Source organism: Plantactinospora sp. BB1, assembly GCF_003030385.1.
GTDB lineage: Bacteria > Actinomycetota > Actinomycetes > Mycobacteriales > Micromonosporaceae > Plantactinospora.
Map to the genome: position 1 here is coordinate 3633134 of NZ_CP028159.1, position 11891 is coordinate 3645024.

Annotated in this window: 14 protein-coding genes; 7 read left to right on the plus strand and 7 right to left on the minus strand. The window is 69.0% G+C overall.

Translation table 11 applies throughout. The annotated features are described in order from the left end of the window. Window positions 1-41 precede the first annotated feature (41 nt). Window positions 42-986, plus strand: coding sequence for an NAD(P)-dependent oxidoreductase (locus C6W10_RS15905; RefSeq protein WP_107258752.1), 945 nt, complete (start codon window positions 42-44; stop codon window positions 984-986). A gap of 279 nt (window positions 987-1265) precedes the next feature. Here C6W10_RS15905 and C6W10_RS15910 read toward each other — a convergent pair whose 3' ends face one another. Then, window positions 1266-2741, minus strand: a complete 1476-nt coding sequence (locus C6W10_RS15910; protein ID WP_107258753.1) for a carboxylesterase/lipase family protein — start codon at window positions 2739-2741, stop codon at window positions 1266-1268. Between the two features lie 74 nt (window positions 2742-2815). On the opposite strand from C6W10_RS15910, the gene C6W10_RS15915 reads away from it, so the two are divergent. Both C6W10_RS15915 and C6W10_RS15920 read left to right on the plus strand, forming a co-directional pair. Then, window positions 2816-3739 carry an RNA polymerase sigma factor gene (locus C6W10_RS15915; protein ID WP_234361773.1) on the plus strand — a complete coding sequence of 308 codons (924 nt, stop codon included), beginning with the start codon at window positions 2816-2818 and terminating at the stop codon, window positions 3737-3739. A gap of 155 nt (window positions 3740-3894) precedes the next feature. After that, window positions 3895-4632, plus strand: coding sequence for a trypsin-like serine protease (locus C6W10_RS15920; protein WP_159104600.1), 738 nt, complete (start codon window positions 3895-3897; stop codon window positions 4630-4632). Window positions 4633-4682: 50 nt separating this feature from the next. Here the strand turns inward: C6W10_RS15920 and C6W10_RS15925 are convergent, their stop codons facing one another. Next, on the minus strand, window positions 4683-5339 hold the full coding sequence (locus C6W10_RS15925) for a hypothetical protein (RefSeq protein ID WP_107258755.1): 657 nt from the start codon (window positions 5337-5339) through the stop codon (window positions 4683-4685). Between the two features lie 207 nt (window positions 5340-5546). On the opposite strand from C6W10_RS15925, the gene C6W10_RS15930 reads away from it, so the two are divergent. From C6W10_RS15930 to C6W10_RS15940, 3 genes are all read left to right on the plus strand, one after another. After that, a complete protein-coding gene (locus tag C6W10_RS15930) occupies window positions 5547-6437 on the plus strand; it encodes an AraC family transcriptional regulator (RefSeq protein ID WP_107258756.1) in 891 nt (296 codons plus the stop codon). 58 nt (window positions 6438-6495) lie between these two features. Then, window positions 6496-7698 carry an epoxide hydrolase family protein gene (locus C6W10_RS15935; RefSeq protein ID WP_107258757.1) on the plus strand — a complete coding sequence of 401 codons (1203 nt, stop codon included), beginning with the start codon at window positions 6496-6498 and terminating at the stop codon, window positions 7696-7698. A 158-nt stretch (window positions 7699-7856) separates the two neighbouring features. Beyond that, complete coding sequence (locus C6W10_RS15940) at window positions 7857-8048, plus strand: VOC family protein (protein ID WP_107258758.1); 192 nt, start codon at window positions 7857-7859, stop codon at window positions 8046-8048. A 100-nt stretch (window positions 8049-8148) separates the two neighbouring features. Here the strand turns inward: C6W10_RS15940 and C6W10_RS39210 are convergent, their stop codons facing one another. From C6W10_RS39210 to C6W10_RS15970, 5 genes are all read right to left on the minus strand, one after another. Continuing rightward, a complete protein-coding gene (locus C6W10_RS39210; RefSeq protein ID WP_159104601.1) occupies window positions 8149-8976 on the minus strand; it encodes a mechanosensitive ion channel family protein in 828 nt (275 codons plus the stop codon). A 30-nt stretch (window positions 8977-9006) separates the two neighbouring features. Beyond that, on the minus strand, window positions 9007-9435 hold the full coding sequence (locus C6W10_RS15955) for an Hsp20/alpha crystallin family protein (protein WP_107258760.1): 429 nt from the start codon (window positions 9433-9435) through the stop codon (window positions 9007-9009). Between the two features lie 80 nt (window positions 9436-9515). Next, complete coding sequence (locus C6W10_RS15960) at window positions 9516-10013, minus strand: general stress protein (protein WP_107258761.1); 498 nt, start codon at window positions 10011-10013, stop codon at window positions 9516-9518. Window positions 10014-10069: 56 nt separating this feature from the next. After that, window positions 10070-10537 carry an Hsp20/alpha crystallin family protein gene (locus tag C6W10_RS15965; protein WP_107258762.1) on the minus strand — a complete coding sequence of 156 codons (468 nt, stop codon included), beginning with the start codon at window positions 10535-10537 and terminating at the stop codon, window positions 10070-10072. A 162-nt stretch (window positions 10538-10699) separates the two neighbouring features. Next, window positions 10700-11125 carry an Hsp20/alpha crystallin family protein gene (locus C6W10_RS15970; protein WP_107263981.1) on the minus strand — a complete coding sequence of 142 codons (426 nt, stop codon included), beginning with the start codon at window positions 11123-11125 and terminating at the stop codon, window positions 10700-10702. Window positions 11126-11317: 192 nt separating this feature from the next. Between C6W10_RS15970 and C6W10_RS39720 the strand changes: the two genes are divergently transcribed. Next, complete coding sequence (locus C6W10_RS39720) at window positions 11318-11782, plus strand: MerR family DNA-binding transcriptional regulator (RefSeq protein WP_369938693.1); 465 nt, start codon at window positions 11318-11320, stop codon at window positions 11780-11782. The last annotated feature ends 109 nt before the right edge of the window (window positions 11783-11891 follow it).

Here is an 11891-nt window from a genome sequence, read left to right on the forward strand (position 1 = left end):
TAGTGCTGACGATCAGCGAGTCGACAGGGATGAGGACGAGAATGATCCTGGTAACCGGAGGGCTCGGTTTCATCGGTTCCCACGCCGTGCAGGCACTTTTGGACCGGGGTGAGGAATGCGTGCTCGTGCAGCGTCGCCACGCCCGGCTGCCGGCCGACCGTTTCGGCGGCCCAGTCCACCTAAAGCAGGCGGACGTGACCGACCTGAGCAGCCTGCGCGACGTCGGCTCGCGGCATCGGATCACCGGGATCGTGCATCTCGCCGGTTCGATGCCCTGGCCACCCAGTCCGGAGCCGCCGGTCGGCGCGACCCGTCGCGCGCTCGGTGGGCTGCTCAACATCATCCAGGTCGCCCAGGACTGGAACGTGAACCGCGTGGGCGTCGCCAGCACAATCGGCGTCTACGCGGGCGTCGGGACCGACGGCGCGCTCGCCGAGAACCTGCCCCTGCCGATGACCGCACCGCATCCGATCCCGACCTTCAAAAAGATCGGCGAGCTACTCAACGCCCACCTGGCCGAGGCGACCGGCATCGACATCGTCAACTACCGCATCTCCGGCACCTGGGGACCGCTCGGCCACCACGACCCGTTCTTCCCCGCGCCCGAGTTCATCCACGCCGCCGTCGACGGGCGCGCACCGGACCTCTCCGGACTCCGGATTCCCGCACACCTCGACGACGCGCTTGACCTCTGCTACGTCAAGGACACCGGCCGGGCGATCGCGCTCCTCCAAACCGCCGACAAGCTCCACCACCGCACCTACAACGTCGGCACCGGGCGCGCCACGACCAACGCCGAAGTCATCGCCGCGATCAGAAGTGTCATCCCCAACGCCCACCTCACGTTGCCGCCGGGCCGGACCAGCAGCCACGGCCACCTCGACATCACACGTCTTCGACAGGACACCGGCTACCGACCCGCGTACGACACCGAACGCGCCGCCGCCGACTACATCTCCTGGCTACGCGCCGGCACCGAACGCTGACCATCCGAACGCCGACCATCCGAACGCATGCATCCCGGCTGGAGGAGCGGGGCGTGCCAGCCGAGGTGTCCAAGCCCGAGTCGTGCCGGGGTGGCGGAGTGAGGACACTCCGCCACCCCGGAGGGCGAAGCGAAAATGGTTCAGGCCGATTCCATCGGCCGGCAACTCGTCAGTCGGGTAGGTTGTCGACCCGGCCCTCAACCACGCACCCGCAGATACTGCCGATGATGCCGAGCCTGCCCAGGCGACTCCAGCGACGAGCTGACGATGCTCACCGCGTCACCGAATGCCCTGCCAGACCTGCCGTTCGGCTGCGGCGGGATCGGTTACCTCCTCGATCTGGCTGGTGATCAGCGCGACAGCTCGGCCGGCGACGCGGTAGGGGGCCCAGCTTGGTGCGTTGCCGGCGATAAAAGAGACCCAGAGGCCATGCATGGTCTCGGCCACAGCTCGTGATGGAGTGTCGCCGATGCGCGGCCGGACGTCCGGCCTGTCGATCGTGTTGAAGATGTACGGGAGATCGATGCCGTGGCAGGCGCCGAGCCCGTTGTTCGCGGCGGGCTCCGGGTGGTCGAAACGGTAGACCCAGGTGGCCGCCGGCCGAGCTTCGGCAACCCGTACGACGGGAATGCCGAAGTTCCAGTCGGTGGCGATGGCCGAGAGGATCTCCGCGTGGCTCGCCTCCGGCCGGGTGGCTCGGTAGACCGCTGCTTGCGCGGACGTCAGGCCGTACCCTGCCGCGGTCGCCGCCACCGCGTCGGCGCCAATGTGGTCCCAGAGGCCGGGGGCGACCAGGAAGAGCCGTGCCTCGTCGCGATTGGACCCGATAAGCAGCGGCAGGTCCGCGGCCACACCACGCCGAAGGGCCTCCAACGGGGTGTCCACGAGCACATCGCCGTCGACGACCGGCGCGAACGCGAGCTGGCTCACCGCGATCGCGCCCCACTTCGCGGGATCGGGGGCGGTCTGGACCTCGGTGACCAGGTCTGACGCGGCATCGACCAACGTTTGCAGGGGAACGTTCTCGATGGCCGCTCGGGTGGGCGCCACGCCGAGCGCGTCGGCGAGGTGACCGGCGACCAGATGGCCCTGCTCGCTGGTGAGCGTGTTGGCGGCCGCGCCGCTCTGCGCGATCACGCGGCTGAACAGGCCCTTGGCCGCGGGCATCGACATCAGCGTGACGGCGCTGATCGCACCCGCGGACTCGCCGGCCACGGTGACCCGGGTGGGATCCCCGCCGAAGGCGGCGATGTTGTCCTGCACCCACCGCAGGGCCGCCATCTGGTCGAGCAGCCCCAGGTTGGGGTGTCCGTCTCGCAGGTACAGGAATCCTTCGGCGGCCAACCGGTAGTTGATCGTCACGCAGACGACCCCGGCCGCGGCGAAGGCGCTGCCGTCGTAATCACCGACCGATCCGGAGCCGTTGGTGAAGGAGCCGCCGTGTATCCAGACCAGCACTGGCAACCCTCCGGCACCGGGGTCGGGCGTCCACACGTTCAGGTTCAGGCACTCCGGGCCCGGATTCGCGATCTCGGGGAAGAACAGGCGGTACGGCGGCGGGTAGTGCCCCTTGGGGACAGTCGGACCGTGCTCGGTGGCGGACCGGACGCCCTCCCAGGGGGCGACGGGCTGGGGCGGGCGCATCCGGTTCGGCCCGAACGGCGCTGCCGCGTACGGGATCCCCAGGAAGGCCATGCCGGAAGCCGTCGGCCGGCCGCGTACCTTGCCGGCCCGTGTCGTTGCGATGAGGTTCATGTCCTCAGGTGCGCGCTCGGCGCCGAAAGTTCGACCGCTCGGCCGACGAATCTCGACGGCTATAGTCTTGAACGGTGATCGACGCCATCTCGGACGCGGATCTGGTGCGTCTCGCCCGGGCTGGCGACGCCGCCGGCTTCGGCGTGCTGGTCTACCGTCACGAGGCGCGGATGCTTGCCACCGCGTATGCCCTTCTCGGCTACGGGCCCGACGCGCAGGACGCGGTGCAGGAGGCTTTTGTCGTCGCTGTGTCCCGCCTGGCTACGCTGCGGGACCCGGAAAACGTCGGTCCCTGGCTGCGAGGCATCGTCCGGAAGGTCTGCCTGGCTTCCCTGCGCGCGCGCAGCCCGATCCTCGTCCCAGACCTCGGGGTGGACGTGGCCGCCGCTGCCGCCGACCCGGCCGAACTGCTCGAACGGCAGGCGCTGCGGGACTGGGTGTGGCACGCCTTGGAACAGCTGACCCCGAACCTGCGGCTGGTGTCGATGCTCCGCTACTTCACCGAGGCCAACACGTACACGCAGATCGCCCAGCTGTGTGGCGTACCCGTGGGTACGGTGCGTAGCCGCCTCAGCGAAGCGCGCAGGAACCTCGCCGAACAGTTGCGGGCGACCGCCGCGGTGGCCCATCCCGATGCCGCCGCCCGCACGCTGCGGTCGCGTCGGGAGGCCGAGGAGAGCCTGGCCGCGATGCGTGCCGGTTTGGTCACCGCGACGTTTGCCGAAACCTGGTCTCCGTCGGCCGAGGTGGCGCTGCCGGACGGGACTCTCGAGCACGGGTACGGTCGGCTGGCGCGCTTCATCGCCGCCAATCACGAGGACGGCGTCCGATACCGCTTGACCAATGTCGTGGCCAGCAGCGATGTCTCCGTGTGGGAGACCGAGTTCTTGAATCCGCCCGACAAGCCCCTGCACTGCGCGCCTGCGGGTGTCTGGCTCCATTTCCTCGACGCCGGTCGCACACAGCGGTTCCGACTGCTGCACGTTCCCCAGCCATAGACCATCAAGGCGCCGCTGTGTGATCCCTGCGTGTCCGGTGATACGCAGCGTGTCGACGCGAAGGATCGGGTCGGGCACCGCACTCGCCGGGCGGATTCGGTCCAAATGGGTACTTCCTAGGGATGCCCATGGGAAGAAGGATCAGGTTCCTGACGATGGCTGTCGCCGCGCTGGGGCTGACATTGCCGGCCGATCTGGCATCGGCGCGGACCGAGACCGAGTACGCACAGCGAAGGATCGTGGGTGGCACGGACGCCGATCAGACGTATCCGTGGATGGTGTCGCTGCAAAAGAACAGCCACTTCTGCGGTGGCTCGCTGGTGAGTCCGGAATGGATCGTCACGGCCGCGCGCTGCCTGCGCGCTGACAACTTCGTCGGGTTGCAGCTGCGCATCGGTTCGGTCCGCAAAGACACCGGGGGCGTCCTCGTCACGCCCGAGCGGTTCGAGACCCACCCGGTGGCCGATCTGGCCGTCATCCAGCTGGCCGCCCCGGTGGACCTGCAACCCGTACCGATCGCGGATTCCGCCGCGGAGCAGACCCCGGTGCGCATCTTGGGCTGGGGGTGCACCAGGGATCCGCAGGACCACGAGGGTTGCGCCGAGCCTGAGGTGCTGCAACAGCTGGACACGGTCGTGCGGCCGGCGGACGACTGCGCCGACCGGGTGAGCTGGAGTAACCTGTGCGTCGGCAACCCCGAGGCCAACCAGGGGGCCTGCCTCTTCGACTCCGGCGGCCCGGCCGTCCGCGGCACGACCGGGTCGTCCGCGCTCGTTGGTGCGACGCACGGCGGCCCGGCGTGCGGCACGGCACCGGCCACCTATACCGACGTCACCTACTACCGGCCGTGGATCGAGCAGTGGATCGGCGATGCTGCCGCCGAGACTTCCTGAGGCCACCGCCCCTCTCCTCGGCCTGGCTCTCCAGCTGCCGGATCATGGGCTCATTCAATCGGGCCGCGGTCGACGAAGCTGTACGTGCCGCGGGTGCCGCCGTCCCCGACTTCCTGGATGTAGAGCGCCGAGCCGTCGTTCTTGACCTGGACCGCGCCGAACCTCTCGTTCGTCAGGTGGTGCGTGACGCGGCCCTGATCGTCCGTCCCGTCAGCCTTGGTGACCTTGAAAAGAGTGGTCTCGTCCTCCGCGCATGTCTTGGTGCTGAGACTGACAGGCTTCTTGCGGGTATCGCCGTAGACGCACCAGCGGCCGCCTTCCTCGCGCGGGCGCAGCGCTTCGAGGAGGTGGCTGCCGCCGGAGGCCGGGACGATGCGGAACAGCGCACCGTCGTCGGTGCCGCCGCCGATGGAGATCGGGCCCTCGTAGGTGGCGCTCCAGTCCTTGTCGTCCTCGGCGATGTGGATGAGGACCTTGCGATCGCCGGCCAGGATCTCGTCGTAGTGATCGGTCTCGCCCGAGGGTGATCCGCCGGACCGTGCCGAAGTGGACGGTGCCGTGGTGGACGTCTCGGCCGGAACCGGCGACGATGTGCCGGGAGACGTGGCGTCGCTGGACGGGGCGCATCCCTGCGTCGTCAGGGCGACGGCGGCGAGGGCGATTCCCGGTGGCGAGCGCTCGGGACGAGTGCACGACATGACCTCCACAGTGGGCGAATTGTCCCGGTCAATTGACCCGATACCCGGCGGCCGTGGCAGGGAACCGGTGACACCGCGCCGCGAGCGTGTGCGGAGATCCGACTTGGCGGGTCCCGTGCTGCCGCCGGCGCCTTCAGGTCGGCCCGAAGTGGTTCCCAGCCAGGTGGGACGCGTGCCCCCTGCGCTCTTCCGGTGACGATCGGTAACCTCGGTACCATGGTGTTCGACTCCACTTGTTTCGATCTCCAGCCATATGTTGGTTTTGACATGGCTCGGTACGTTCGGCGGACGTACTGCAGCTGGCAGGACGCCGGATGGCAGTCCTTGCTCGTCCAGCAGTTCGAGCACGTCACCGTGGCCGACGACATGGAACTGCCGGCCACGGCGGATCTGCACCTGGTGCTGCCGGTCGCGGGACGGGCGGTGATGGAGACCCGAAGTGGTGGCCGGGGGAGCCGCTACACGTGGACACCGGGGCGGCTTGAGCTGGGCGTCCCGGATCAGTCCGTCCTTCGCCGTTATCGCGCGGACGGGGCGATGCGGAGCGTGCAGGTCCACATCCCGCGTGGCACTGTCGATCGGATCGCGGCCCAGTTGGGTGGCCGCGCGGTGGACTACGAGGCGATGGCCGCTTCCCTGGCCGCCGGGGACTCGCTGATCGAGGAGGCCGTCCGGGCGGTCGGTTGCCCGAACGATGCCGGTGACCTGTATGCCGAGTCGGCGGCCGCCTTCCTGGCCGTACACCTGCTCACCCGTCATGCGCGGGTGCCGCCTCCTCGGACGCCGACCCGGGAGGATACACGCGTCCGTGCCGCCGTCGAGCTGATGCGTGGCCGGTTGTCCGACCCGATCACCTTGGCTGACATCGCCGGCGAGGTGCATCTCAGCGTCTACCACCTCGTCAGGGTCTTCAAGGAGGTGACCGGGGTTACACCGCACCGGTTCCTCACCCGACTACGGATAGCGGAGGCGAAACGGCTGCTGCGCGACACCGACCTGGCGATCGCCCAGATCGCGCTGCGGTGCGGCTTCGCCAGCCCCGGCGCGCTGTCGACTGCCTTCCTGCGGCACACCGGAACACGTCCCTCGGTCTATCGCAATTCTTGACCGTCACACCGCAATCCCGGGCATTGGGTCATGGACACGCTGCTCCTAGGGTTTTTGCATGACCGACATCTCTTCGGGCACAGCGACCGTGCCTGAGGTCGAGCCCTTCGCCATTCATGTCAGCGACGACGACCTGCTCGATCTGCGTGCTCGTCTGGACCGGGTACGCCTTCCCGAACCCGAGACGGTGCCGGGCGCGACGCAGGGAATCGAGTTGCAACAGCTCGCGGCGTTGCTCGCTGCGTGGCGACAGCACGACTGGCGCGCGAGGGAAGCCCGGTGGAACGCGATTCCACATTACCGGGCATCCATTGACGGACTGGGTATCGCGTTCTGGCACGTTCGTTCACCGGAGCCGACGGCGCTGCCGCTGGTGCTGACACACGGCTGGCCCGGTTCGGTGCTCGAATTCGAGGACGTCGTCGGGCCGCTCAGCGATCCGGTCGCGTACGGCGGTTCCGCCCGTGACGCCTTCCACGTGGTCGTACCGGCGCTGCCGGGATTCGGGTTCAGTGACCGTCCCCGCGAGCGGGGCTGGCACCCCGGCCGTACCGCCCGGGCCTGGGCCGCGCTGATGACTCTGCTTGGTTACCAGCGTTTCGGGGCACACGGCGGGGATTGGGGTGCCTATGTAAGTACCGAACTGGCGCGTCTTGTTCCTGAGCGCGTCGCGGGCCTGCACCTGACGATGCCGTTGGCGTCCCCCTTGCCGGAGGACCGGATCGCACCGGACCCGGCGGAACAGCGCCTGTTAGACCGGCGGGACCTGCACCTGATGGACGGTTACGGCTTCGGGATGCTGATGAGCACCCGTCCCCAGACTATCGGCTACTCCCTGCTCGACTCACCTGCCGGCATGGCGGCATGGCTCGGTGAGAAGTTCACCGCCTACGCCGACACCCGACCTGCGGTCGGTGGGGGTGTGAGCGTGTCGAAGCAGGTCGACAACATCGCGCTGTACTGGTTGACCGGCACCGGAGCCTCCAGCGCTCGCTGGTACTGGGAGGCGATGAGGTGGGTGCCGCGCAGCGCGGAGGAGGAGAACGCGCGACCGGTGACCACCCCCACCGCCTGTTCGCTGTTCCCGGCCGATCCCTGGCCGACCGCACGTCGTTGGGCGCAACGGCGCTATCGCGACCTCCACACCTGGCACGAACTGGACCGTGGCGGGCACTTTCCTGGCCTGGAACAACCAGATCTCCTGGTCTGCGAAATCAGAGACGCGTTTCGCTGCGCACGAGATCAGCCGGGCATCTCCTGAAGTGTTCGACGACCGGGCGGCGACGCGGCGAGCCGGGGCCGGTCGCGCCCCGCGCAAACGCTGCGGCGCGGGCCTCACGCCGATCCGTCTCCGCACCCACCGGGCCGGGTGCCCGGGTCCGCTTGTTGCCGGTTCGATTACGACCTTCGGCGCTGCGAATGAGACTGCGTCACGTAACGATCGACTGCTCGGACCCGTACGAGATGGCTACGTTCTGGAGCCGGTTGACCGGCTGGCCGATTTCCGGGATCGATCAGCCCGGCGACGACGAGGTGCTCGTCGAAGCGCCGGGCCCGGTGCTGGGTCTGCTGTTCGTCCGGGTCTCCGAGCCGCTCTCAGCCAAGAACTAGGGTTTGACGCCGAGAATCTTCCGCAGGATGGTGTCGACGTGGCGGCACGGCTGTGAGAGGTTCCGTTGTTAGGCGCGGCGTCGGGCGGTCCGTTGCTGAGTCAGCTGGGCTTTTCCGGCGGGTTGCAGACCAGGGTGGTGGTGCTGTCGGTCGTCACCGCGGGCAGCACGCGGGTGGTGCGCAGAACCTGGGTGTGGGTGATCGGATGGTGGCGCCGGCGTCGGGTTCGCGGGATGCGCGGGCGTCGGGTCAGTGGGCTGGTGGGCTGGGCGGCTTCGGGGTCGAGTACGGCGATGGCGCTGGTGAGGACTTGGGTGTTGGGGATGGCCAGTGGTGTGTCGGTGGTGCGTAGGTGGCAGTGGATGAGGCCGAGTTCGGTGACGGTGCCTTCGAAGGTGCCGCCGAGGGTGCCGTTGTGCAGGCGGATGCGGTCGCCGACCGCGATGGTGCGGGTGGTCAGCAGCACGATGCCGGCGATGATGTTGGCGAGGGTTTGCTGGCCGGCGATGCCGAGCAGCGCGCCGGTAAGCGCGCCGCCGAGCAGGAGCTGTCCGACCGGTACGGCGAGGATGCCGAGGGTGGTCAGCAGGATGGTGGCGGCGCCGGTGATGACGGTGAGGATGCGCAGCACGCTGGCGTGGGTGTGGCCGAGCCGGTCGGCGGTGATGGTGGACAGCCAGGAGGCGGTTCGGAGGACGGCGGCGGTGCCGGTGATGAGGAACGCGGCGGTGCCGGCGGCGGCCAGCAGGCGGATGGTCAGGTGGGGTGAGTGCAGGTTGCCGGCGGCGGCCAGCGCCGCCGCGGCGGCGGCGAGCACGGTAAGCAAGGCGGGTTGCCAGCCGGGCGCGGTGCGGCGCCGGCGTGCGTTGGCCGAGACGTAGACGGCGGAGCCGGTGGGCGCAGCGTTCTTTACGGGTCGGGCAGTCATGGCAAGTGGTCGGTCGGGTCGTTGCGGGAGTCAGTTGATGGCGTGCAGGACGTGCGCGGGTGAGCGTTGGTCGTGCACGTGACGGTCGCGGCGGCTGTCGGTGGGGATGGTGAGGGTGAGCACGCCGTCGGTGTAGGTGGCGGTGATGCCGTGTCCGGTCGCGGGCCGGTCCAGCCGGATCTGCTGGTCGATGATGCCTGACGGTCGTTGATTGGTGACCGGGGTCGCGTCGGGCAGGTGCGGGGCGCTGCGGTGGCCGCGGACGGTGATGGTGGTCCCGTCGGCTTCGACGTCGAGACTGCCGGGGTCGAGACCGGGCAGGTCGCACAGCACCACGTCGTGGTCCTCGCGGCGGTAGATGTCCACGGGCACGGCCGGCGCGGGCGTCCGATGGCGCCGATGCGTTGGTCGGCTGAGTCGGTGCACGGCGCGGTCCGGGGCGTTGCTGGTGGTGGTCATGGTGGCGGTTCACCTGCTCATGGTCAGCCGGCGGCCCCGGCCACCGCAGGATGGTGGCCGGGAAGCCGGGGTTGTTGGGGTCAGCTACGCCCGCGCGCGGCGGGTGCGGCCAGCAGCTGGGCGGCGTGGTCGGCGTGGGTGTCGTCGACGAGTACCTCGTAGCTGTCGGCACGCAACCCGCCGATGGAGGCGAAGTCCCGGCGGCCGCCGGTGAGCGCGTGCGCGGCCAGGCCGAGCAGGGCGCCCAGGACGGCGCCGATCATCGCCCCGTACACGCCGAGCAGCAGCGCGGAGACCAGCGGGTTGATCAGGTTGAACAAGCCGAGGATCCAGCCGAACACGGCGCCCAGGACGCTGCCGTCGATGGCGTGGTAGCCGGCGGCCTTGGCGAGGGTGAGCCGGCCGGTGACCTGTTCGTAGCTGTGCAGGCCACGCCCGACGATCGCGACGCGTTCGACAGGGAACTGCTGGTCGGACAGGTAGTCGACGGCATGTTCCGCGGCCGGGTAGCTGGGGTAGGAGGCCACGACCCGCTGCGCGGGCGCGGCGGTGGTGGTGGTTTCGAGGGTCGGCGTCATCGCGCATCTCCTCCTTTCGTCGGCGAATCGGCCAGAACGAACAGGGTGCTGCGGGATCAGCCGGCGTTGACGGTGATCCGGCGGGGCCTGGCCGTCTCGGTCTTGGGCACGCGCACGGTGAGCACCCCGTCGGCCAGGTCGGCGCTGATGTGCTCGGCGTCGATGCCGCCGGGCAGCAGCGTCTGGTAACTGAACTGGCCGACCCGGCGGGTGCGGTGCCGGAGCCAGCCGACCTTTTCCTTCTCGACGATCTCGCCGGACACGCGCAGCTGGTCACCGGCGACCTCGACGGTGAGGTCCTTGCGGTTGACGCCGGGCAGGTCGATCTCGACCAGGTAGGCGTCGTCGGTTTCGGTGACGTCCGCCAGCGGGGTCCAGCCGGCGCCGGCGGCCAGCGGCATGCCGTCCAGGACGGTGGCCAGCATGTCGGTCATCCGCTGCTGAAGCTGGGCGAACTCGCGCAGCGGCTCGTAGCCCGCCGGTGCGCTGGCCGACGGGTTCGATCGAAGAACCGGAAGGGTCATCGCTTCCTCCACAGGGTTGTCCACAGCGCGCTCGCCGGGATCGCCCGGCGGGCGCTAGATCATGGCGGCCGGTCACGGCCCGGCACCCGGGTGAGGGCGCCGGGCCGCTTCGGAGGTGACCGGGAGAAAGGTCATACCGGCAAGGAGACCGCGGCGGGTAGGTCAGCCCTTGATCTGCTTGCGGCCCGAGTTGCCTGAGCCGATGCTGATCTTGCGGGGCTTGGCCTTCTCGGAGACCGGGATCCGCAGCTCCAGGACGCCGTTGTCGTAGCTGGCTTCGAGCTTGTCGGTGTCGAGGGTGTCGGCGAGGAACAGCTGCCGGCTGAACACACCCATCGGCCGCTCACTGATCACGGTCTCGACGCCGTTCTTGCTTTGCCGCTGCCGCTGGGCCTTGACCTGCAGGACGTTGCGCTCGACGGTCAGCTCGATCGAGTCGGGGTTGACGCCGGGTAGGTCGAAGTACACGTTGAACCAGTCACCGTCGCGCTCGGCGTCGACGTGCATCACGGCGGGGCGGGTCGCGGTGCCGGTGAGCTGCTCGAAGACGCGGTCGATGTCGCGGAACGGGTCGGTACGCATCAGCATGGTCATCTCCTCCTCGGTGCTCCTTCACCAAAGGGTCTCGGGTTCCCGGAGATCTCCCGGTAGTTGAGTGCCCTTGACTCAACTTGCCTCTACCACTACAACGAAGCCATGGCAGTGTCAAGGTTCGAGTCCGGAGATTTTGCGGGAGCCGTCGGCGGTCTGGCGCAGGTGGCGGACCAGCAGGCAGAGGGCATGTTTTCGATCTCGGTGGTCACCGAGATGACCGGCCTGGGAGCGCACACGCTGCGCGGCTACGAGCGGGCCGGGCTGTTGCGGCCGGCGCGCACCGCGGGAGGCATGCGGCTGTACAGTCCGCCCGCATGTTTGTGGGATTCACGATGTCGGCTGGGCGTTGGTGCCTCATGTCTACGGCTCAGCCGAAGAGGTGCCAGCGCTTCGGGTGGCGCTGCGCTCTCCGGACGTCGAGGAGCGGGGCCTGGCAATGCGCGACTTCTACGGGCGCCATGGAGCGACCCAGCCGACCTCGACCTCGACCTCGACCACATCGTGCCGCTCGTCGAGGCGTGGCGGTGCGGGGAACCCTCGGGCGATCAGCCGCTGGCGGTCGTTCGCCTGCGACTGGAGCGGAATCGGACCAAGTACGAGTGGGCAGGCACCTCCAGTCGGCGGAGAGGTCCGCGTTGCAGACCATGGTGAACAGCTGTACCTCCTGAGTGCTGCGGTGGCGGCGCTGTGGTCGAGGCCGTCGCGCCTGCGGTGGGGTTGCGGTGCGTGCCGGCTGGTGGGTGGGTGATATTGCGTTGTC

What these genes read in the sequence shown, in the direction of transcription:
- C6W10_RS15905 (WP_107258752.1), top strand. Translation starts at nt 42, where the DNA reads ATGATCCTGGTAACCGGAGGGCTCGGTTTCATCGGTTCCCACGCCGTG.
- C6W10_RS15910 (WP_107258753.1), bottom strand. Translation starts at nt 2,741, where the DNA reads ATGAACCTCATCGCAACGACACGGGCCGGCAAGGTACGCGGCCGGCCG.
- C6W10_RS15920 (WP_159104600.1), top strand. Translation starts at nt 3,895, where the DNA reads ATGGCTGTCGCCGCGCTGGGGCTGACATTGCCGGCCGATCTGGCATCG.
- C6W10_RS15930 (WP_107258756.1), top strand. Translation starts at nt 5,547, where the DNA reads ATGGTGTTCGACTCCACTTGTTTCGATCTCCAGCCATATGTTGGTTTT.
- C6W10_RS15935 (WP_107258757.1), top strand. Translation starts at nt 6,496, where the DNA reads ATGACCGACATCTCTTCGGGCACAGCGACCGTGCCTGAGGTCGAGCCC.
- C6W10_RS15940 (WP_107258758.1), top strand. Translation starts at nt 7,857, where the DNA reads ATGAGACTGCGTCACGTAACGATCGACTGCTCGGACCCGTACGAGATG.
- C6W10_RS39210 (WP_159104601.1), bottom strand. Translation starts at nt 8,976, where the DNA reads ATGACTGCCCGACCCGTAAAGAACGCTGCGCCCACCGGCTCCGCCGTC.
- C6W10_RS15955 (WP_107258760.1), bottom strand. Translation starts at nt 9,435, where the DNA reads ATGACCACCACCAGCAACGCCCCGGACCGCGCCGTGCACCGACTCAGC.
- C6W10_RS15960 (WP_107258761.1), bottom strand. Translation starts at nt 10,013, where the DNA reads ATGACGCCGACCCTCGAAACCACCACCACCGCCGCGCCCGCGCAGCGG.
- C6W10_RS15965 (WP_107258762.1), bottom strand. Translation starts at nt 10,537, where the DNA reads ATGACCCTTCCGGTTCTTCGATCGAACCCGTCGGCCAGCGCACCGGCG.
- C6W10_RS15970 (WP_107263981.1), bottom strand. Translation starts at nt 11,125, where the DNA reads ATGCTGATGCGTACCGACCCGTTCCGCGACATCGACCGCGTCTTCGAG.
- C6W10_RS39720 (WP_369938693.1), top strand. Translation starts at nt 11,318, where the DNA reads ATGTTTTCGATCTCGGTGGTCACCGAGATGACCGGCCTGGGAGCGCAC.